At 68.9% G+C, this 20,655-nt stretch carries 24 protein-coding genes; 11 read left to right on the forward strand and 13 right to left on the reverse strand.

The features are described 5' to 3' along the window. Positions 1-36: 36 nt before the first annotated feature. On the forward strand, positions 37-714 hold the full coding sequence (gene rnhB / locus EAO78_RS00865) for a ribonuclease HII (protein ID WP_122103975.1): 678 nt from the start codon (positions 37-39) through the stop codon (positions 712-714). 20 nt (positions 715-734) lie between these two features. Here the strand turns inward: rnhB and EAO78_RS00870 are convergent, their stop codons facing one another. The 6 genes from EAO78_RS00870 to cofH form a co-directional block, all read right to left on the reverse strand. Then, positions 735-1,721, reverse strand: a complete 987-nt coding sequence (locus tag EAO78_RS00870; protein WP_122103976.1) for a replication factor C small subunit — start codon at positions 1,719-1,721, stop codon at positions 735-737. Positions 1,722-1,812: 91 nt separating this feature from the next. After that, the gene (locus tag EAO78_RS00875) at positions 1,813-2,757 is read right to left on the reverse strand and encodes a DUF5995 family protein (protein ID WP_122103977.1); all 945 of its coding nucleotides are present in this window, start codon (positions 2,755-2,757) and stop codon (positions 1,813-1,815) included. Positions 2,758-2,765: 8 nt separating this feature from the next. After that, entirely contained in the window at positions 2,766-3,008 is a 243-nt protein-coding gene (locus tag EAO78_RS00880) for a hypothetical protein (protein WP_203227800.1), read from the reverse strand. 88 nt (positions 3,009-3,096) lie between these two features. Beyond that, positions 3,097-4,050 carry an electron transfer flavoprotein subunit alpha/FixB family protein gene (locus EAO78_RS00885; RefSeq protein ID WP_122103978.1) on the reverse strand — a complete coding sequence of 318 codons (954 nt, stop codon included), beginning with the start codon at positions 4,048-4,050 and terminating at the stop codon, positions 3,097-3,099. After that, a complete protein-coding gene (locus EAO78_RS00890; protein ID WP_122103979.1) occupies positions 4,050-4,838 on the reverse strand; it encodes an electron transfer flavoprotein subunit beta/FixA family protein in 789 nt (262 codons plus the stop codon). Before EAO78_RS00890 ends, EAO78_RS00885 begins: the two co-directional genes overlap by 1 nt. A 44-nt stretch (positions 4,839-4,882) precedes the next feature. Continuing rightward, complete coding sequence (gene cofH / locus EAO78_RS00895) at positions 4,883-6,274, reverse strand: 7,8-didemethyl-8-hydroxy-5-deazariboflavin synthase subunit CofH (protein WP_122103980.1); 1,392 nt, start codon at positions 6,272-6,274, stop codon at positions 4,883-4,885. A gap of 139 nt (positions 6,275-6,413) precedes the next feature. On the opposite strand from cofH, the gene EAO78_RS00900 reads away from it, so the two are divergent. Further along, complete coding sequence (locus EAO78_RS00900) at positions 6,414-7,046, forward strand: LysE family translocator (protein ID WP_379747487.1); 633 nt, start codon at positions 6,414-6,416, stop codon at positions 7,044-7,046. A 32-nt stretch (positions 7,047-7,078) separates the two neighbouring features. Here EAO78_RS00900 and EAO78_RS00905 read toward each other — a convergent pair whose 3' ends face one another. Beyond that, the gene (locus EAO78_RS00905; protein ID WP_122103982.1) at positions 7,079-8,041 is read right to left on the reverse strand and encodes a M48 family metallopeptidase; all 963 of its coding nucleotides are present in this window, start codon (positions 8,039-8,041) and stop codon (positions 7,079-7,081) included. Positions 8,042-8,151: 110 nt separating this feature from the next. Here EAO78_RS00905 and EAO78_RS00910 point away from each other — a divergent pair, with 110 nt between their 5' ends. Then, positions 8,152-9,231 carry an aminopeptidase gene (locus EAO78_RS00910; protein WP_122103983.1) on the forward strand — a complete coding sequence of 360 codons (1,080 nt, stop codon included), beginning with the start codon at positions 8,152-8,154 and terminating at the stop codon, positions 9,229-9,231. A 103-nt stretch (positions 9,232-9,334) separates the two neighbouring features. On the opposite strand, the gene EAO78_RS00915 is transcribed toward EAO78_RS00910, so the two are convergent. After that, positions 9,335-10,372 carry a hypothetical protein gene (locus EAO78_RS00915; RefSeq protein ID WP_122103984.1) on the reverse strand — a complete coding sequence of 346 codons (1,038 nt, stop codon included), beginning with the start codon at positions 10,370-10,372 and terminating at the stop codon, positions 9,335-9,337. 83 nt (positions 10,373-10,455) lie between these two features. Here EAO78_RS00915 and EAO78_RS00920 point away from each other — a divergent pair, with 83 nt between their 5' ends. Then, entirely contained in the window at positions 10,456-10,743 is a 288-nt protein-coding gene (locus EAO78_RS00920; protein WP_122103985.1) for an amphi-Trp domain-containing protein, read from the forward strand. An 85-nt stretch (positions 10,744-10,828) separates the two neighbouring features. Here the strand turns inward: EAO78_RS00920 and EAO78_RS00925 are convergent, their stop codons facing one another. After that, on the reverse strand, positions 10,829-11,452 hold the full coding sequence (locus EAO78_RS00925; protein WP_122103986.1) for a response regulator: 624 nt from the start codon (positions 11,450-11,452) through the stop codon (positions 10,829-10,831). 249 nt (positions 11,453-11,701) lie between these two features. On the opposite strand from EAO78_RS00925, the gene pan2 reads away from it, so the two are divergent. The 5 genes from pan2 to EAO78_RS00950 all read left to right on the forward strand — a co-directional run bounded on the left by pan2 (position 11,702) and on the right by EAO78_RS00950 (position 16,732). Next, positions 11,702-12,925 carry a proteasome-activating nucleotidase Pan2 gene (gene pan2, locus EAO78_RS00930; RefSeq protein ID WP_122103987.1) on the forward strand — a complete coding sequence of 408 codons (1,224 nt, stop codon included), beginning with the start codon at positions 11,702-11,704 and terminating at the stop codon, positions 12,923-12,925. Between the two features lie 184 nt (positions 12,926-13,109). Next, positions 13,110-13,655, forward strand: a complete 546-nt coding sequence (locus EAO78_RS00935) for a pyruvoyl-dependent arginine decarboxylase (protein WP_122103988.1) — start codon at positions 13,110-13,112, stop codon at positions 13,653-13,655. A gap of 53 nt (positions 13,656-13,708) precedes the next feature. After that, positions 13,709-15,052: an FAD-dependent oxidoreductase gene (locus EAO78_RS00940; RefSeq protein ID WP_122103989.1), complete on the forward strand. Its 1,344-nt coding sequence runs from the start codon at positions 13,709-13,711 to the stop codon at positions 15,050-15,052. 102 nt (positions 15,053-15,154) lie between these two features. Further along, positions 15,155-15,532 carry a DUF5811 family protein gene (locus EAO78_RS00945; RefSeq protein WP_094534549.1) on the forward strand — a complete coding sequence of 126 codons (378 nt, stop codon included), beginning with the start codon at positions 15,155-15,157 and terminating at the stop codon, positions 15,530-15,532. Between the two features lie 111 nt (positions 15,533-15,643). Beyond that, a complete protein-coding gene (locus tag EAO78_RS00950) occupies positions 15,644-16,732 on the forward strand; it encodes a CNNM domain-containing protein (protein WP_122103990.1) in 1,089 nt (362 codons plus the stop codon). A gap of 137 nt (positions 16,733-16,869) precedes the next feature. Here EAO78_RS00950 and EAO78_RS00955 read toward each other — a convergent pair whose 3' ends face one another. From EAO78_RS00955 to EAO78_RS00965, 3 genes are all read right to left on the reverse strand, one after another. After that, complete coding sequence (locus EAO78_RS00955) at positions 16,870-17,262, reverse strand: type II toxin-antitoxin system VapC family toxin (protein ID WP_122103991.1); 393 nt, start codon at positions 17,260-17,262, stop codon at positions 16,870-16,872. A 243-nt stretch (positions 17,263-17,505) separates the two neighbouring features. Further along, positions 17,506-17,802, reverse strand: a complete 297-nt coding sequence (locus tag EAO78_RS00960; RefSeq protein ID WP_122103992.1) for a chorismate mutase — start codon at positions 17,800-17,802, stop codon at positions 17,506-17,508. After that, a complete protein-coding gene (locus EAO78_RS00965) occupies positions 17,799-18,698 on the reverse strand; it encodes a shikimate kinase (protein ID WP_122103993.1) in 900 nt (299 codons plus the stop codon). Before EAO78_RS00965 ends, EAO78_RS00960 begins: the two co-directional genes overlap by 4 nt. A gap of 139 nt (positions 18,699-18,837) precedes the next feature. Here EAO78_RS00965 and EAO78_RS00970 point away from each other — a divergent pair, with 139 nt between their 5' ends. After that, complete coding sequence (locus EAO78_RS00970; protein ID WP_122103994.1) at positions 18,838-19,296, forward strand: DUF5796 family protein; 459 nt, start codon at positions 18,838-18,840, stop codon at positions 19,294-19,296. A 13-nt stretch (positions 19,297-19,309) separates the two neighbouring features. Further along, entirely contained in the window at positions 19,310-19,552 is a 243-nt protein-coding gene (locus EAO78_RS00975; RefSeq protein WP_122103995.1) for a DUF7508 domain-containing protein, read from the forward strand. Positions 19,553-19,572: 20 nt separating this feature from the next. On the opposite strand, the gene EAO78_RS00980 is transcribed toward EAO78_RS00975, so the two are convergent. Then, on the reverse strand, positions 19,573-20,478 hold the full coding sequence (locus tag EAO78_RS00980) for a DUF7260 family protein (protein WP_238987589.1): 906 nt from the start codon (positions 20,476-20,478) through the stop codon (positions 19,573-19,575). Positions 20,479-20,655: the final 177 nt, after the last annotated feature.

Here is a 20,655-nt window from a genome sequence, read left to right on the forward strand (position 1 = left end):
TCAAGGTATTTGTCCATCGGGGCGTCCGATCCGGCCATGTACGTCGGCGTCGACGAGGCCGGAAAGGGCCCAGTCCTCGGACCGATGGTCGCCGCGGCGGTCCGCGCGGACCCGGAGAGCCTGCCGGCCGACGTCGACGACTCGAAGCGCGTCGCGCCCGATCGGCGGCGGGAGATCGCGGCCGCGCTCCGCGCGGCCGACGCGGTCGACGTCGCGGTCGCGACCGTCGAGACGAGCGAGATCGACGCGCCCGATACGGACATGAACACCCTCACCGTCCGCGGACAGGCGCGGGCGGTTCGGGGGGTGGCCCGGGCCGGCGACCGCGTCGTCGCCGACGCGGGCGATACCTCCGAGGCGCGGTTCGCGCGGCGGCTGCGGGGGTTCGTGGTGGATCCGGAACGAGAGACCGTCGCTCCCGTCGCGGACGTCGCCGTCGACGCCGCCCACGGCGCGGACGAGTCCGACCCGGTCGTCGGCGCGGCGAGCATCGTCGCGAAGGTCGCCCGCGACGCCCGCGTCGCCGCCATCGACGCGTCCTACCCCGCGTACGACCGCGTCGGCAGCGGCTACCCGAGCGACCCGACGACGCGCGCGTTCCTCGCCGCGTACGTGGCCGATCACGGCGACGTCCCGCCGCACGCACGGCGGTCCTGGTCGACGTGCGCGGACGCGCTCGCGGCCGCCGAGCAGTCGGGACTCGACGAGTTCTGAAGACAAAAACCCCGACCGAACTACTCTTCACGCAGCGCCAGCGCCGCCAACAGCGCCTCCAGTTGGACCTGCTCGTTCGCGCCCTCGGCGATCCGGTAGTCGGTCTCGCCGATCCGCTCCATCAACCGGACGGCCTCACGCTCGTGGAGGTCGAACTCCCAGACTGAGCGGTGAAGCTGGTCGATCACGTCGCCGCCGGCCATCCCGGTGTCGGTGAGCAGGGTGTCGAGGGTCGCGCGCGCCTTCGTGAAGTCGCCCGCCAACGCGTCGGTCACCATCGACTCGATCTCCTCGGGCCGGGCGGTCGCCGTGATCGCGTACACCGCCTCCTCGTCGACCACGTCGCCGGTCGTCGCCGCGGCCTGAAGCGAGTTTATCGCGCGGCGCATGTCGCCGTCGGCAGCGTAGACGAGCGCGTCGACGCCCGCGTCCGTCACCTCGATCCCCTCGGCGGCCGCGATCTCACGAGTCTGACTGGCGACGGCCTCGTCGGAGAGCGGCGAGAAGCGGAAGACGGCACACCGCGACTGGATCGGGTCGATGATCTTCGAGGAGTAGTTACACGAGAGGATGAAGCGGGTGTTGTCGGAGAACTGCTCCATCGTCCGGCGAAGCGCTGATTGGGCGTCATCCGTGAGCGAGTCGGCCTCGTCGAGGAACACGATCCGGAAGTCGCCGCCGAACGACGACCGCGCGAACCCCTTGATCCGGTCGCGGACCACGTCGATCCCGCGCTGGTCGGAGGCGTTGAGCTCGAGGAAGTTACCGCGCCAGTTGTCCTCGCCGTAGATCTCGCGGGCGATGGCGGTGGCCGCGGTGGTCTTTCCTACACCAGCTGGACCACTGAAAAGAAGGTGCGGAACGTCGTCCTGCTCGATGTAACTTCCGAGGCGTTCGACGATCTCCTCCTGGCCGTGGATGTCCTCCAGCGTCTGTGGCCGGTACTTCTCGATCCAGATCTCCCGGCCCGTCGCGGTCGCAGCCGGCTGCTCGTCGGCCTCGCTCATTGAGGGATCGGAGGGTCGGCGGGGTGATAAACGAACCGAGAGTCCGTCGGGGACGATCGGGGCGGCGGCGGGGTCGAGGACGCCGGTTCGATCACGCGTCGCCCGCCATCGACGCGGTCCGCCGTCGGAATTCGTCGCGGAACTCGGTCAGCGCTGGGACGTTCGCTTCGAACGCCTCGAGCCGCCGCCGGTCCTCCGGGTCGATCCGGGGCGTGGCGATCAGGGTCGCGACCCCGGTCGAGACGGTCCGAGCTCGCCAGCCGACGTATCCCGTCGCGATCCACGGCGGGAGGTCCGCGAGCGACACGGCGTTCCGCCAGGCGAACTCGCGGCTTCCCTTCAGTCCCAGGAGGGCGATCCGGTCGTCGAGCGGGTCGAACAGCGCGTCGACTCCGGCGACGCCCGCGGCGTCGTACACCTCGACGAGCGCCTCCTGGACGACCGAAACGAGCCGGGCGAGGACGTCGTTTATGCGGTCGTGATCGGCCCGCTTGTGCCCGCGGTCCGGATCGATCCCGACGTCCCGGAGCGTGTACGTGAGGTCGTAGCTGATGTGCGCGTTGATCCCGAGGAGGGCGTCCTGGGCGACGAGAGTGTCGCCGCGGGCGGCCGCGCCGAACGCCACGATCCACGCCCGCGGGAGCGCGTCGAACTCGCGGCGCTCGAACGCGAGGAACGCCCGCCGGTAGTGCTCCGCGAACGCGACGAGGTACGACGCGACCCACTCGTCGTCGACGAACTCGCCGGCTTCGATCGCCGCGGCGACCGCCTCCGTCATCCGGACGTACACCGTGAGGAACACCGACCGCCGGTCGCCGCGGTCGCGGAGTCGTGACTCGGCTCGAGCCAGCCGCTCGGCGACGTCGTCGACGGACGAGAAGGGGTCCGCGAGGGGGTCGACGAGCCCGGCGTCGGGTTCAGTGTCGGCTACCTCCGCGACGAGTCGGTCGGCGTTCACGCCGGTCCCCCGTCGGTAGGCGGCCAGCAACGCCCTGGCCTCAGTGGTCGTCGGGAGCGCGGCGCGGATCGGGATCATTCGATCCGTCAGAGCCGCTGGAGCTCGTAGGCGAACACCCAGATCCCCATCAACACGCCGACGGGGACGACGACCTCGGCGATCTCCTCGGAGACCGGCAGTTCGGCGACGTCGACGAGCAGCCGGGTCGTCGTCGCGGCGATCTGTGCGAACAGTTCGAACTCCTCGCGGATCGTGTTGGTCAGTATCGATCCGACGACCAGCGTCACCATCGCGGCAACGCCGTGGATCGTCCCCCGGACGTGTGGCATGTCCAAGACATCCCGAACGGGGAGTATAGGGTTTTCGCCGGAAGGGGCGAACGGCACCGTCCGCCAGCTCTCGTCGGTCCCGTCCCGATCACTCGAACTCGGCGACGAGTTCGGGGACGACGTCGAAGAGGTCGCCGACGATCCCGTAGTCGGCGATGTCGAAGATGGGCGCGTTCGGGTCGGTGTTGATCGCGACGATCGTGTCCGAACCCTTCATGCCCGCGACGTGCTGGACCGCCCCGGAGATGCCGACCGCGATGTAGACGTCGGGGGTGACGACCTTGCCCGACTGGCCGACCTGGCGGTTCTTCGGGAGCCATCCGTTGTCGACGATCGGCCGCGACGACGAGAGCGTCGCGCCGAGCGCGTCCGCGAGCTCCTCGACGAGGTCGAGGTTCTCCTCCTCGCCGATCCCGCGCCCGACCGAGACGAGCACGTCGGCGTCCGCGATGTCGACGTCGCCGCCGCCGACCTCCTCGAACCCCTTGACGCGCGCGCCCGACTCGGGGGCCTCGACGTCGACCGATCCGATCTCGGCGTCCCCGACACCTTCGGCGGGAACGAACTCGCCGCCGCGAACCGTGAGACAGAACCGGTCTCCCTCGACCGCGACGGTCGTCTCCACCTTCGAGCCGTACATCTCGCGGGTGACCGTCAGACCGTCGGCGGCGTCGTACTCGAAGCCGAGGACGTCGGCCACGAGCGGAACGTCCAGCCGCTCCGCGACCGCGGGCGCGTAGTCGAGCCCGTTGACGGAGTTGGGCGTGAGGATCGCGGCCGGGTCGACCCGCTCCGCGAGCTCCTCGACGGCGGCCGCGTAGACGGTGTGATCGAACTCCTCGCCGTTCTCGACGGCGTGGATCCGGTCGACTCCCGGGCGGTTCAGCTCGTCGGCGAACCGCTCGACGTCGCCGGCGACGACCGCGACGTGGAGGTCGCCGTCGAGGGCGTCCGCCAGCTCGCGGCCGGCGGTGAGCAGTTCGAGCGAGACGTCGCGAAGGTCGCCGCGGCGGTGTTCGGAGACGACGAGAACGTCGCTCATCACGCGTCCACCCCCTTATCACGCAGGACCTCGGCAAGGCGTCCCGCGGCCTCGCCGGCGTCCCCCTCGATGATCTCCGCGTCGGACTCGCTCTCGGGCTCGTACATCTCCGTCAGCGTCAGCGTGCTCTCGACGTCGGCGGCGGAGAGCCCGAGGTCCTCCAACTCCGTCACGGCGATCTCCTTGCGCTGGGCCTGTCGGATCCCGCGGAGGCTCGCGTATCGCGGCTCGTTGAGCCCGGTCTGGACGGTCAACACGGCGGGCAGGTCGACCTCGGTCAGCTCCTCTATTCCCCCTTCCAGCTCGCGGTGGACGTTCGCGACGCCCGCGTCGGCGTCGAGCTCCAGGTCGTTGACGACCGCGGCGTGCTCGAAGCCGATCCGCTCGGCGAGCGCGACGCCGGTCGCGCCGAAGGCGGTGTCGGCCGCCTGGACGCCGCCTAAGACGAGGTCCGGCTCCTCGTCGTCGACGACCGCCTCGAGGACGTCGACCTTCGAGGAGACGTCGGCGAAGGTCCCCTCGAAGGCGTCGTCCCAGACGCGAACGGCGCGGTCGGCGCCCTTCGCGAGGGCCATTCGGATCGTCTCCTCGGCGCGCACGGGGCCGATAGTGACGGCGACGACCTCGTCGGCGATCCCGGCCTCAGCGAGCTGGACGGCCGCCTCCACGGCGTAGTCGTCCCACTCGTTGAGGTCGTACTCGAGGTCCGACGCCGCGATGTCGGTCCCCTCGATCTCGAAGTCGTCGTCGGGCTCTCCGACCTCCTTTACGGTCACGAGGACTTTCATGAACGATCCTCCGGCGGTCGGGAGGTAATGGTTTTCGAAACGCGTCAGTCGTCCGCGCTCGCGGGGTCGCCGTCGCCGCCCGCCGTCCGGTTCGGCAGCATCGGCGTGCCGTCGGCGCGAGGCCCGAGACGCGGTCCGTGCGGGCCGTCGTCGGGGTCGATCCGCCGGCGAGTCCGGTAGTCGGTCGACCGTTCGACGGGGGTACGGCCGATCGCCGTGATCATCTCGACGTAGTCGTCGAACGAGCGGTACTCGCCGTACTCGCCGCCCGCGCGCTTCGTGATCTCCTCCGAGAGGATCGTCCCCATGAAGTCGTCCGCGCCGCAGTTGAGCAGTTTGAGCCCGTGCGCGTCGCCCGACTTCACCCACGACGCCTGGACGTGGTCGACGTTGTCGAGGAAGAGCCGGGCCACCGCGACGACGAGTTCGTCCTCGTCGCGGGAGGGTCCGGAGTCGACGACGCCCTGGCGGTACAGCGGCGTGTTCCGATGGATGAAGGAGAGCGGCACGAACTCGGTGATCCCGCCGGTTCGGTCCTGGAGGTCCCGGATCACCTCCAGGTGCTCCGCGCGGTGTTCGACCGTCTCGACGTGGCCGTACATCATCGTCGAGGTGACGTCGAGGCCGGCCGCCATCGCGCCCTCCATCGCGGCGACCCAGTCGTCGGTTCGGATCTTCCCCGGACAGATCACGTCTCGCACCTCGTCGACGAGGATCTCGGCGGCGGTACCCGGCGCGGAGTCGAGCCCGGCGTCGGCGAGGTCGCGGTACACCGACTCGTACTCCCAGTCGGTGCCGCGTTTGGCGTGGTAGGCCTCCTCCGGCGTCATCGAGTGGAGGTGGACGCCGCCGACCGACATCGCCTCCATCTGCTCGAGGTAGGTTCCCGGGTCGGTCGCGTACGCCTCCGGCGGCTTGTAGTTCACCTCGCTCGCGGGGTCGTCGTAGCCTTCGAGGACCTCGTGGTGCTCCGCGTTCAGCGCGAACGCTGGGTGGAGCCCGGAGACGGAACACACTTCGTAGATCCCCATCTCGAGGGCGTCCTCGACGACCGCCCCCGACTCGGCGGGCGGCTTGGTGAAGCCGGCGTGGTCGACGTCGCTATCGGCCTCGAACGCGTGCGCGGAGTCCTTGAAGTTACAGAACAGACAGCCCGTGTTGCAGGCGGTGGTGACGTTGTTGTTGAGGTTGGCGACGAAGGTCACCTCGTCGCCGACCGTCTCGGCGCGACGGCGGTCGGCGAGTTCCAAGACGGCCTCCTTGCGGACCGGGTCGATCCCGTCGGCGTCGGTCCCGGTCGCGAGCAGCTCGGTCGCGTCGTCGACGGAGAGTCGGGTCCCGTCACGGGCCTTCTCGAGTGCGTTCTCGAACGACTGGTCGGTTGCCGGCTCGGCAAAGTCGAAGTCGTTCTGGTCCGGGTCGCGCTCCGTCGTCATCCCCCTACCGTCCCGGCGCCACGGATAAAAACGGGGCGGTCACGGCACCGGTCTCGACACGCGTGGGACGCGGTCGTGCGGGGGCGTGCGGCGGCGGTCCGCGTCGGACGGTTTTTATCCGCGGACCTCCCCTCGGCACGTGATGGCAGCCGGATTCGCCCTCGATCCGCCGACGTACGCCCTGTTCGTGTTGGCGGCGGTGACGCTGATCGTCACGCCGGGACCCGACACGCTGTTCGTGCTCTCACGAGGGATCGACGGACGGACGGCCGGACTCCGCGCCGCCCTCGGCGTCACGGTCGGTATCCTGTTTCACACCGCGCTCGTCGTCGTCGGGGTCGCGGCGGTCTACCGGGCAGTCCCCGGCGCGGAACGAGTCGTCCGCGTCGTCGGGGCAGTCTACCTCTGTTATCTCGGGATCGACACGCTCCGCTCGGCCGGAAACGAGAGGTCGGCGGCGACGGACGGTGGGGTGCGTGAGGGGTTCCTCGTCAACGCGCTCAACCCGCAGGTCGCGCTGTTCTTCCTCGCGTTCCTTCCCGGATTCGTCGCGGGCGGAGGTGGGGGGACCGCTTTCGGCTCGGGAAGCGGGGCGGCGATCGCGGTCCTCGGGGCCACCTACGCCGTGCTCACCGCGGTCTACCTCGGTGGCGTCGCGGTCGCCGCCGACGGGGCCGCGGAGATCCTTCGGGCCGAACGGACCGGCCGCCTGCTGGACCGGGTCGCCGGCGGGATCCTGCTGTTACTCGGCGTGTGGCTGCTGGTCGGGTGAACGGGACGGGAAGCCGCCGATCACTCCCCGTCTCACCTCACCGGCACGCCGGTCCAGTCCTCGCGTCCCCGGCGGGCCGACTCCGCTCCGGCGCGTCGCCGGAGTCGCTCGATCCGGTCGGCCGTCGGCGGATGCGTCGAGAGCCAGCGCTCCAGCGGGTCGTCCGTGTCGCGGTGGGTCGACAGGGACGCGAACGGCCACGTCGGATCGGTCGCACGGTCGATCCGTCGGAGCGCCCGCGCGAGCGCGAGCGGGTCGCCGGTCACCTCGGCCGCGCGGTCGTCGGCGACGAACTCCCGCCTGCGCGAGTGGGTCCGTGCCAGAAGCGTCACGAGAACGAACGACGCCACCAGCCCCCCGGCGAGGAGGCGGTGAAGCCGGGCGAAGGTGCCGGAACGGTCGCCCGGTCGGCCGCGGATCCACGCCGACCCGCCGGCGAGTCCCGACAGCGCCAGCAGCGCGGGCAGCGTCGCGAGCGTGAAAAGCCCGACGACGGTCCGGGCGAATCCGTCGACGAGCGCGGCCGCCAGCCCGTCCTTCGTCTCGAGGTGGGCGAGCTCGTGTGCGAGGATCGCCTCGAGCTCCCGCGGCGGGAGCAGCCGGAAGAGCGAGCGGTCGACCACGAGCGCGCCGCCGCCGGGTCCGCCGACCGCGAACGCGTTCGGCGCGCGTGCGTCGGCGACGTACAGCGTGGGACGATCGACGGCCATCCGGGCGACGAGCGCGTCGAGCCGCCGGTGGAGCTCCGGGGCGCGCTCGCGCGGGATCGGGTCGGCGTCGACCGCCGCGAGGAGCCGCGCCGTGCCGAACCGATAGCTCAGATACGCGGACCCGAGCGTGACTGCGACGAGAAGCAGGACCGTCCCGGCGGCTCCCGGACGGAGCGACCAGAGCGCACGGAGCGTCCGGAAGACGAGGAACGCCGCGGCGAGGTAGCCCGCGAGGAGGGCGACGCCGACGGTCGTCGTCGCGAGCCGGAAGGCGAGCCGGGCCATACGCTCGCTAGGGGTCCGGGGGGCAAACGCGTTGCGTCGGGGTCGTCCGTTCGAGGGACGCGGGCCGCTTCGAGGGAAACGGTAATCATCCGCGGCGAGAAGACGGGACCATGGACCCACGCGTACGCGAACACGCGGAGACGATCGCGAACCACTCGACCGGCATCGAGGCCGGCGACGACGTCGTCATCCAGCTCCCGAAGGAGGCCGAGGACCTCGCGGTCGCGCTCCACGAGATCTGTGGCGACCGCGGGGCGAACCCGGTGTACCTCAACTACTCGAAGCGGGCGGACCGGGCGTTCAAACGCGCCGCCGACGGGTTCGAGGAACCGTCCCACCGGCGCGCGCTCTACGAGGAGACTGACGTGTTCGTGATCGCTCGGGGCGGCCTCAACGTCACGGAGGACGCCGACGTCGACCCGGAGACGAACGCCGCGTACAACCGCGCGATGGAGGAGGTCAAACGGACCCGTCTCTCGAAGACGTGGTGTCTCACGCAGTTCCCCACCTCCGGGCACGCCCAGCTGGCGGGAATGAGCACCGAGGCGTACGAGGACTTCGTGTGGGACGCCGTCTCGCTCGACTGGGAGGCACAACGCGAGTTCCAGGCGGGAATGGTCGAGATCCTGGACGACGCCGACGAGGTGCGTATCCGGTCCGGCGAGGAGACGGACCTCACGCTCGACGTCTCCGGGAACGCCACCCTCAACGACCACGGCGAGAAGAACCTCCCCGGCGGCGAGGTGTTCACCGCGCCCGTCCGCGACGGCGTCGACGGCGAGGTGTACTTCGACCTCCCGCTGTACCGGTACGGCCGCGAGATCGAGGGGGTCCGCCTGCGGTTCGAGGACGGCGAGGTGGTCTCACACGCCGCCGAGCGCAACGAGGACCTGCTCGGCGGCATCCTCGACACCGACGAGGGGTCGCGACGCCTCGGCGAGCTGGGAATCGGGATGAACCGACAGATCGACCGGTTCACCTACAACATGCTGTTCGACGAGAAGATGGGCGACACCGTCCACATGGCGGTCGGTTCCGCGTACCCGGAGACGGTCGGCGAGGGGAACGAGGTCAACGAGTCCGCCGAACACGTCGACATGATCGTCGACATGAGCGAGGACTCGGTCATCGAGGTCGACGGTGAGGTCGTCCAGCGGAACGGCACGTTCGTCTTCGAGAACGAGTTCTAGCCGGAACGAGGGCGGCGCGGTTTTTCCCTGCAGGTTTTGCCCGCCCGAGCGGAGCGAGGGTGGGGAAAAGGTGCGACGGTAGGTTCGTCTTCGAGAACGAGTTCTAGTCGTCGTCCGTGTCCGTTTCGAGCGGGCGCGGCCCGATCCCGACGAGGCGAGCGTACGGGAAGCAGGCGAACGCCAGCGCCCCGAGCGTGTCGTATCCCAGATCCGAAAGGGTGTCCGTGAGGTAGCGTTCGAAACTCCACCGGAAGTAGAACTCACGAAAGGCGTATTCGTACACCTCGAAGACGGCACCGATCGTGAACACGATCGCGGGGAGGAACAGGAACAGCCGCCTCGGGGTCGCGAACGCCGTCGGTCGTAACAGGTAGATAATGCCCGCGACGCCGAACCCGGACAGCGAGTGGGTCACCACGTCCCAGAACCAATAGCGCGTGTACACCCCCCACGCCAGCCCGAGGAAGTGGAACGCCGTGACGGAAACCGAGAGGAGTGCGACCGCGACCCAGACGATCCGCCATTCGGGCCCGGACGCAACACCCGAGACGACCTCCGACAGAGGGGCCCGACTCGCGCGTTCTCGGGTCCCGCAAGGGCGACGGTCCCCACCGAGCGTTCCGGTGTTCACGGCGAGAACCGAGATCGTCGCCCCGAAGACGATCGTGGCACCGACGACGACCATGACGCCGCCGTGACCGGGCGTGTACGTGACGAGAAGCGAACCGGTTCCCCACAGCGAGACGATCAGGGCGAGCGCGAGCCAGACGTCGTACCAACGACGATCGGGAGTGGTGTTCAACAGTCCCAGAAGCACGAGAACTCCGAGCAGAACCACCTCCGAGACCATGCCGAACGGAACGATCCCGAAGATCAGGAGCCCGCCGGTCGCCGCCCACTGGAGCCGTCGATCGTTGCGCCACGCTCCGACGGCCGCGATCGATGCGACGATCGGGATCGCGACGACTGAGACGGCGAGCGCTATCGTACCGACGGGCGTCGACGGAAGCCCGTCAGCGGCCGTCGTCGTCCCGGATACGAGGGCGGCGGACAGGAGGACGGCCATCGGGATCGCGAGCAGGGTCGGGAGCGTACGGAGGCTTCGACGGATGGGGTTCCGTACGTCAGCGATTTCGGACACGTCTCGGACTCGTCGAAGGCGGTATTAAACCTGATCCGCGATCGACGCATACGTTTATCCAGCAACATCGTCTATGTGGACGCATGCCCGAGGAAGTCCTCTTCGAATCGGAGAGTCGCCGGAGCCGCGAGGAGATCGCCTCGTATCTCCGAACCGTCGCGGACTCGCTCGACGCCGGCAACGCGATCACGCTCACGCGGGGCGAACAGTCCGTGACGATGGAGCCGCCCGCGCGACCGACCTTCGAGGTGAAAGCCGAACGGGAGGGCCCCGCCGACGGCCCCGGCGAGTTGAGCGTCGAGTTCGAACTCGAGTGGGACGAGGGGGACGCCGGCGGCGACGGCGGCGGGAGCGACCTCGAGATCGAGTAGCGACGGAAGAAGCGAGACGGAACCGGGACGGAAGCGAGACGGAAGCGAGACGGAACCGGGACGGACGCGGCGATCGGCCGATCCCTCAGGAAACGTTCGTCGATATCTCGGCGAAGGCGTCCTCCGCCGAGAGGCGGTCGAGCGTCTCGTCGACCTCCGTTCGAACCGCCTCCATCCGCTCGACGAGCTCGTCGTACTCCTCGGTGTCCGTCGTCCCCGAGGCCTCGAGCGCCGCCTTCTTCGAGGCGAGCGCGAAGAAGCGCTGGCTCCGTTCGTCGAAGGCGGCACGCTCGAGGAGCACCTCGACGAGCGCGGTGAGGCCCTCGCGGGTGACGGGTTTGGTCTTGTAGTCGTCGAACGGCATGTCGACGATGTCGACGTCGGGCTCGACCGCGGTCAACATCGCGACCCGCGCGTCGTACCCCGCCGACCGGATCTCGGAGAGCACCTCGTGACCGGAGAGGTCCGGCATCCGCCGGTCGAGGAGGACCACGTCGACGTCGTCGTCCATCTCCTCGAGGGCCCTCTCGCCGCTCGTGGCGATCCGGACGTCGTAGCGTCCGTCGAGGTAGACGCGGTACAGCTCGGCCAGATCGGGCTCGTCGTCGACGGCGAGGACGATCGGAGGCGAGCCGTCCGAAGGCGAGCTGCCCGGAGACGATCGGGCGGGGGACGATCCGTCGGGATCGGAGGGCGAGCCGTCGGTCATGGCCGAACGGGTGCGTCGAGGCGGTCTCGCTCCGTACCCGTCGACGCGGCACGCTGTGAAACGGTTCGTCCGCTCATGCTCCGCCGTACGGACCATGGCGATATAAAACCTGTCGGGTGGGTATCAAAACGGATAATCCGGATCCGGCGCCGGACTCTCGAACCGAGGCGGGAAAACCCTCCCGGCGCGGTCGTCGAAGCGCCGTGACCCAAAGGCACATTTACGCGCGTGCCGTATCGGGGATAACGAATGTCTCATAGCCCCTCACTGCCGGACCGCCCCCGTCTCGAGCTCGATCCGGAGATGAGCGAGGCGGAACGGCTCGAGGCGATCCGGCAACACTACCGACGGATCGTCCACGTGAACGACGAACTCGAGGACCGCCTCGAGGACGCGCAGGGACGGCGGGGCGACCTCAAAGCCGACGTCGACGAGTTGAAACGCGAAAACGAGGTGTTGAAGACCTCCTCGCTGTACATCGCCTCCGTCGAGGAGCTCACCGAGGACGGCGTCGTCATCAAACAGCACGGCAACAACCAGGAGGTGCTGACGCAGGCGGCGACCCGACTGGACGCCGACCTCCGCCCCGGCGACCGCGTCGCGATCAACGACTCGTTCGCGATCCAGCAGGTGCTCGACGACGAGACCGACTCCAGAGCGCAGGCGATGGAGGTCACGGAGTCGCCGGACGTCGAGTACGCCGACATCGGCGGGATCGACGAGCAGATCCGCGAGGTGCGCGAGGCCGTCGAGGACCCCCTCGAGAACCCCGAGCAGTTCGAGGCCGTCGGCGTCGAGCCGCCGAGCGGCGTCCTCCTTCACGGCCCGCCGGGGACCGGCAAGACGATGCTGGCGAAGGCGGTCGCCAACGAGTCCGACGCCACGTTCATCAAGATGGCCGGCTCCGAGCTGGTTCGGAAGTTCATTGGCGAGGGCTCCCGGCTCGTCCGTGACCTCTTCGAGCTCGCCGCCGACCGCGAGCCTGCGGTGATCTTCATCGACGAGATCGACGCGGTCGCCTCCAAGCGGACGGACTCGAAGACCTCCGGCGACGCCGAGGTCCAGCGCACGATGATGCAGCTACTCAGCGAGATGGACGGCTTCGACGAGCGCGGGGAGATCCGCATCATCGCCGCCACCAACCGCTTCGACATGCTCGACGAGGCGATCCTGCGTCCGGGCCGGTTCGACCGGCTCATCGAGGTCCCCGAGCCCGACGCCGAGGGGCGCGAGCGCATCCTCGAGATCCACACCCAGGAGATGAACGTCGCCGACGGGGTCGACGTCGGCGCGATCGCGGGCGACCTGGAGGGGTACAGCGGCGCCGACATCGCCTCGATGGCGACCGAGGCGGGGATGTTCGCGATCCGCGAGGGACGCACCGAGGTGGTCCAGTCGGACTTCGAACGGGCCGGGGAGAAGCTCCAGGACGTCGAGGGAACCGACGAGCAGGTCATCCACTACCAGTACTGACCGGCGTCGGCTCCCCACGTCCCTCCGTCTCCCTCTTTCCGTCCCCCGCCTCAACGTCTCTCCGCATCCACTCTTTCCGTCCCCCGCCTCAACGTCTCTCCGCATCCACTCTTTCCGTCCCCCACCCACACCTCTCCGCCCCCGCTTCGCAATCCATTAGCGGGTCGGTCGTCGACGGCTGAACATGAACACCATCCACGTCGCCGGCGGCGTCGGCGTCGCCGACACGGCGATGGCCTCCTACGACGCCGCGCTCGCGGACGCGAACCTCCACAACTACAACCTCGTCGCCGTCTCGTCGGTGATCCCCGCGGAGGCGACGGTTCGGGCGGTCGAGACGGTCCCCGACCTCGGTCCCGCGGGGAACGCGCTCACCGTGGTGGAGGCGCGTCGGACGGTCGGACCGAGCGACGAGGTGGACTTCCGCGAGGGGGGGCGTTCGGGCGCGGAGGACGCCGCGGACAAGCGTGCACCCCGACGGCGGCCGAACGTCGCCGCCGGGCTCGGCTGGGCGACCGGCCCAGGTCCGGGGATCTTCTACGAGGTGACCGGCGAGGACTCGGAGTCGGTCCGCGACCGGATCCACGCCGGGCTGGACGCCGGATCGTCGCTGCGAGACTGGGAACTCACCGGCCGGGAAACTCGCGTCGAGGCCGCGATCCCCGAGCCGGATCGGTACACCACGGCGGTCGTAATCGCGGCGTACGGCGAGTCCGAATCGGTCCTCTGAGGCGTCATCAAGATTGATTTTGGTCGAGCCGTTATCCCATCGCGACGCGATCCATGGTGCTCGAGAACGTCGACCGATACGATCCCGAGCGCACGTCGAACGTGGGCGAGCGGGCGGTCGTCGTCGGGGGGAGCGTGGCCGGGCTGTGTGCGGCTCGCGTGCTGGCGGACGCGTTCGCGGAGGTCGTCGTCGTCGAGCGTGACGGGATCCCGGAGACCCCGCGTGCCCGCGACGGGGCGCCACAGACCAGCCACCCGCACGCCATGCTGGAGGCCGGCCGGGCGACCATCGAGGACCTGTTTCCCGGGTTCGGCGAGCGGGTCCTCGCCGGCGGCGGGCTTCTGATCGACGCCGCTCGGGAGATGCGGTACTTCGACGGAGGGGACTTCCTCGCGGACGGTCCGGAGCGGCTTCCGATGTACTGTGCGAGCCGCGCGCTGTTCGAGCATGCCATTCGGCGGGGACTCGATAGGACTCCCTCGGTGAGTCAGCGCGGAAACCGTGCGTTCACGACCTACCGGACCGACGACGACGGCAACGTGACGGGCGTCGAGTTCCGCGACGAGGACGGCGCATCGGGGACGCTGGAGGCGGACCTCGTCGTCGACGCGACCGGTCGCACGAGCCGGACTCCCTCGTGGCTCGAGGCGGAGGGATACGACCCGCCGGCGGAGTCGTCCGTCGAGATCGACGTGACTTACAGCACGATCCGGGTGGCGCGCCCGGAGTCGGTCCGTCACGCGCTCGTCGTCCCGCCGGACCCGCCGCGGACGCGAGGCGCCGCCGCGATCCCGATCGAGGACGGCCAGTGGGAGGTGATCCTCCAGGGCGTCCACGGCGACGACGCGCCGACCGACAGGGAGGGGCTCGTCGCGTTCGCCGAGCGCTTCCCGGTCGGCGAGGTGGCCGAACTCGTCCGCGACCGCGAGTGGACGAGCGAAGGGGTCCACCACTACCCGTTTCCCGCGAGCCTCCGGCGACACTACGACCGACTGGACCGCTTCCCGGACGGTCTGGTCGTCACCGGCGACGCGCTCGCGAGTTTCAACCCCATATACGGCCAGGGGATGTCGGTGGCGGCGCTGGACGCGCTGTTGCTCCACCACGCGCTGGCGTCTGGCGAGACCGACGACCTCGGGCCGCGTTTCTTCGACCGTGCCGCGGACGTCGTCGACGCGGTCTGGAACGTCGCCGTCGGCTCCGACTTCGAGTTCGAGGCGACGACGGGCCCGAAACCCGCCGGAACCGACCTGTTCAACCGGTACGTCGACCGGCTCGTCTCGACCGCGCACGACGACGGCCGAGTGACCGATGCCTACTACCGCGTCTTCCGACTGGAGCGGGAACCGACCTCGCTCCTGCGACCGGGCGTGCTGTGGCGCGTGCTGGCTCCGTGAACGGGATCCGTTGACGACGAGGGGGGCTCTCGCCGCCGACGGAGAGCGATCGCCGTCGCCGACGCCTTTTTGAGTCGGGTCCGCGTACACCGGGTGTCTTCGATGAACGGCAATAACCCGTACGCCGGACCGCCGGGCGTGACCGACGCGGGCGAACCCGCGCCGGTCGACCTCTCCCCGGAACAGGAACGGCGACTCAGGCGGACGGTGGCGGGGATCGTCTCCCGTACCGAATCGTATCTCCCGGACGGCTACGCGGTCGGCTCGGAGCTCTCGGTCGGAACCGACGGCCCGCAGGCGACCGTCGCCGTCAACCCGCCGGCGGGCCATCCGGTCACCGCGGGGTTCACGCCGGACCTCGACGAGCTCGAGGCCGGGATCGCCGACTCCGACGCCGACGAGGTCGCCCGCGGGTTGGCCGCCAGCGCCGCGATCCAGGTCATGGACGCCGTCGGCGACGTGACGCCGACCGCGAAGTAACGGCTCCGACCTCGAAGTGACCGCGTCGGCGACGCCGTCGGCGTAGTCAGGTCGTTCCCACTGGACGGGATAGACGGAAAGACCCTTGGGATAACCCGAGGAACGTTCGGTGTGAACGGGGTCGAGATCGGTCTCCGTCTGCTCGCCGGGATCCTCCTCATCCTGGCCAACGGCTTCTTCGTCGCGATCGAGTTCGCGCTGACCCGCGTCCGCCAGTACCCCGAGTCGGCGTTCGACACACCTGGATTACGACGGGCCTGGGAGATGACCGAGGACCTCGAGATCTATCTCACGAGCTGCCAGGTCGGCATCTCCGCGACGAGCATCGCCGTCGGGATCGTCGCGGAACCGGCGCTGGCGACGCTTCTCGAACCCGCCTTCGAGAACACGCTTCTGGCGTCGATAGGCGCCGGCGGGATCGTCGGGTTCCTGATCATCAACCTGCTTCACCTGACGCACGGGGAGCAGACCCCGACGTATCTCGGCGTCGAGCGGACGCGGTTCGTCGCCCGTTACGGCGCGAAGCCGCTGTACTGGTTCGCGAAGCTGATCTCTCCCGTCATCACGGTCGGCGACGGCGTCGCCAAGTGGACGCTCGGGCTCTTCGGGGTCGAGATGACCGGCGCGTGGCTCGAGGCCGAGTCCGACCGGATCGAGTCGCGGGCGGAGCTCAGACACCGGCTCGGCTCCGTCCTCGATCGGGGCGGCCTCCCGGAGGAGCGAAAGACCGAGATCCTCAACGCGCTCACCGTCGGCGAGCGCCCGGTGAGCGAGGTGATGACTCCCCGTGAGGACGTCGTGTTCCTCTCGACGACCGCCTCGATCGAGGAGAACCTCGACCGGATCGGCGGGAGTCCGCACACGCGGTTCCCGCTGATCGGCGACGACCCGGGCGACTTCCGCGGGATCGTCTACGTGCCGGCGGTCGTCGACCGAATCGACGCGCTGCGTGAGGGGACCGCGAGCCTCGAGGACGTCGCCGCGACCCCCATGACGCTCGGTGCGAACACGTCGATAAGCGAGGTCGTCGATCGGTTCCAGACGGAACACCAGGAGCTCGCGCTCGTGTGTGACGCGGACGGAACCGTCGTGGGACTGGTCACCGCCACGGACGCCCTCGAGGCGGTGATGGGCGAGATCGAGGATCCTCTCGACATCGCCTTGGGAGGACGATCGGAAGACGACGGTTCGATCGCGTGAACGTCGGCGAAGCGATCGAGTGAACCCCGATCCCGAATACTATCGACTCTCCCGCTGTTCGGCCTCGTTCAGGTAGTCGACTGGTGTAACAGAGACAGCACGGATTGCCGCTATTCGCCACCTTCTCCGAATCGACGCTAGTCCACCAACTCTGCCGGTGGGACGGCACCGTTATCCAGCAGTTCGCCGTCGAACGTGACCAGCGTCGCGTCGATATCTTCGGCAAGGGCGAGAAGAACGCAATCGAGCGTGTACAGTAACGTGTCTTGTTGAAGACTGTACGCCGCAATCTGGTCGCTGATTTCCGGTGCGTAGATGTCGACGTTCCCGTAGACATCCGTCAGTACCTCCTCAACGCGCTCCTGTTCCACGCGTTTCTTTTTCGTCAACACCGACCGAATCTCCATGAGGTTGAGAATCGACGTACAGAATTCGTGACTCTCGTTCAGGAGTTCGGTCGCTACGTCGCCCCGACCCGGTTCGTCCGTGAGGCTGGCGACGAAAACGTTCGTGTCGACGAACACCTTCATCGACGTTCTCGTGTTTCGCGTACCGCCGCGACGGAGTCGATATCGACATCAGCCAGTCGTCCCGACAGTAGGTCGCCGAGCTTATCCCCTGACTCGTCGTCTCCGTCGGTCTGTCTCGACCAATCCGGCGGCGTCGCGTAACTCCCCATACTGACGAGTACAGGAGTTGGTTATAAATCAGTTTGGCCGTCGCACGTTGTCCCTGATTCGGCGGCACTCGTTGACCTTCGAGGGTGTTGCGTCCTACCGACTCTCCCGCTGCTCCGCCTTGTTCAACTCGATAAGCAGCCTGAAGATCGCCTTCACGAGGTTGACGTCGACGTCGAACTGCTCGGCGTTCTCGCCGGCTCGCTCCATCACGCGGGCCTCCTGTGACTCGTCGGTGGTCGGGAGGTCTCGCTTCTCTTTCACCTGCGCCACCGTGTCGGCGACGTACGTCCGGCGGGCGATCAGTTCGACGATCTCTTGATCGATGTCCTCGATCTCCCGGCGGAGTTCGTCGAGGCTCATCTCTTCGGGGTCGGATGTGTCAGTACTCATGGTGAATCACCGATGTACGCGCCGTCGTTTCGCGTCGTCGTCCGTCGAAGGGTTCCCGCCCGGTCGGCCCACAGGTCCGTGAGGGCGTCGAGGTCGGCGTCGGGATCGGCGGCGTCCGCGACGGCGACGACGCTCGGCCCTGTTCCCGAGAGCGACACCCCCGACGCGCGGGGCATCGCCTCGACGGCGGGGTCCGTGTCGAACCCGAGCGCGGCCGAGAAGGCGAGCCCGTTCACCGTCATCGCCTCCGTGTAGCGTCCGTCAGCGGCCAGGTCGTCCACGAGGTCGGCCATCGACGCGACCGCGCCACAGCGCTCGACGTCGGCGTCTGCGCTGTAGGCCCGTTCGGGCGGCGTCCACACGAGAACGTCCCAGTCGACCGGGTCGCGGGCGCGGAGGCGGTCCTCGCCGTTGTCGGTGAGACAGACGCCGCCCAGCATCGAGGCGGAGGCATCGTCGAACGCGCCGGTGACGGTGACGCCGGCCTCGCGGGCGGCGCGAACGCCGAGCCGGCAGGCGTCGAGCCGGGTCACGTCGACCGCGGGGTCGGCGTCGTCGCCGACCGTCAGCCCGAGCGCGTCGCAGGTCGCGAGAACGGTCGCGTTGGCGGCCGCACTGGAACTCTTGAGTCCCGCCGCCAGCGGCACGTCGCTGTCGGTCCGGACGACGCCGCCTTCCCCGTCGCCCCACCGCTCCGTCGCGAGCGCGACGCAGCGTTCGATCAGCGCCGTGTCGCCGTCGGGGTCCTCGGCGATGGTTCCCTCGACGGCGTCGGTTTCGGGGTCGAGTTCGACCCTGGCTCGCGTCTCGACGTCGAGGCCGAAGGCCGCCCCCGTCCCCGTCGCCAGGGCGTTCAACACGGTTCCCGCGCCGAGCGCGGCCGCCCGTCCCTCCATACACGCACTCGCGCCGAGGGCCCCCAAAGGGTTAGCGATCGCGGCGAGCCTGTCGGGGCGGACCCGACGGACCGGGACGGATCCGCCCCGTTCTCCCGCGAGCGCGGTCCTTTTCACGTCGGCGGTCGGAGCGACCGGTATGTCCGCATCCGCACCCGGCGACGTCCCGCCGACCTCGATCGGCGTCGACCTCCGCGAGGAGGGGGTGGTGGTCGAGTACCTCGACGGCCGAACCACGCTGTATCGCGGCGTCCCCGAGGCCGCAGAGGGGACGGTCACCGCCGGGCCGGGCAAGGAGACGCACGTGCTCGTCACCGACCCGACGGAGACCGAGGGCGTGATGACCTACGTCAACGACTACAACACCGGCGAGGAGATCCTCCGCGACTCGGGCGTGGGCCGCGTCGTGGTCGACGCCGGCGAGACCGACGAGGTGTTCCCCGGGGTGATCGTCGGCCGCGAGGGGCAGCGCAACCGGGTGATAGCCGACCCGGAGGTGGCCGGCGGCCGCGTGTTCGTGTTCGTCGAGGACGGCTGGACCGAGGAGAGCTACGAGATCGTTTCCGGGCCCGAGGAGGGGCTCGACGCGCACCGCTAAGGGGGACCCGACCGTGAGCCTCGCGAAACCCTGGCGTGACCTCGATCGCTCGACCGTCGGGAGCGCTCCGGCCCGGTACGGGCTCTACGAGCTCGGCGACGACGGGAAGGAAACCGTGCGGTTCGGGACGGGCGTCCTCCGCGACGAGCTGAAGGAAGTGCTCGCCTACGAACCGGACGCGACCCGCGTCCGGTGGGAGACCGCGGACTCGGCGGCACACGCCGAGCGGCTCCTCGCCGACCACGTCGAGGAGTGAGTCGGCTCCGCCATCCGTGGTCAGTCGTGGTTCATCGCTCCGTCGTCGGAGGGGTTGACGTCCGAGTCGCCGTAGATCATCGCCCGTTCGACGTCGATCCGGACCGACTCGATCCGACCGCCGACCGCGGCGACGGCCGCGAGGACGGGATACGTGACCGGCAGGTCCCGGTAGAGATACGCCTGGACGTCGGAGACGACCTCGCCGACGTTCGTCGACCGCTCCCCGTCCATGCGCTCCCGCTGTCGGCGGGCCGCGATCTCGTCACACGTCCCGTCGAGGACGTTCAACCGCGCGCGGTACGCGTCGAGCGCGCCGAAGTCCGCCATCTCGAAGTCCCGGCGTGCGAACGTCGTGACCTCATCGACGATCGGCGAGAGGTCCTCGCGGGCGCGAGCGACCGACGCCGACTCCGACTCGACGACGTCGACGAGCTCCTCGCGACGCTCGATCGCCTCGGTCGTCCTCGCCAAAAGCGACGAGCGATACCGCTCGTGAAGCGTCGGCTCGCGAGTGAGCGCGACCGCGAGCTCCGGGCTGAACTCCGCGGCGAGGCTGCGTTCGTAGGTGTCGTTGTACTCCTCCTCGTAGTGCGGGACGGACATGACCGTCTCCTGATAGGCGTTCCGGACAGCGACGAGGCCGGGTCCGGTGCTCCCCGTTCCGCCTCGAAACCGCGAGGGGTTCGAAGTCCCGCCCGTCATCGCCGGCGATCCCGCGGTGGGTCCCGCTCCCGCCGTCGGGGTCGCCTCCGCCGCGATCCCTCGAAGGCGCGATCGGAACGCCTCGAACGCCTCCCGTTCGTCGACGGTCCGCCGACGCTCGACGCGGAGGGCATCGCGGGCGTCGCGCAGGGCGGACTCGGCGCTACGTAGTCTCTCGCTGCCGTCGAAGTCATGCCGATTCCCGAGATCGGTCGTCGCCATGGTTCGAGAAATACGTTCTCCCGTCATAATCGATTATATGTGGCGTATATCGTCGGGTAGAGCACGCTATACGACTATATATGTTGGACAATATCGATCCGATAAATCCTTGAACAGACGTCGAATACGAGGTCTAGATCTGTACTATATAGAATACATAGATATATGTGGTGCTAT

It is taken from the genome of Halobellus captivus (assembly GCF_003697845.1).
Taxonomy (GTDB): Archaea; Halobacteriota; Halobacteria; order Halobacteriales; family Haloferacaceae; genus Halorubrum; species Halorubrum glutamatedens.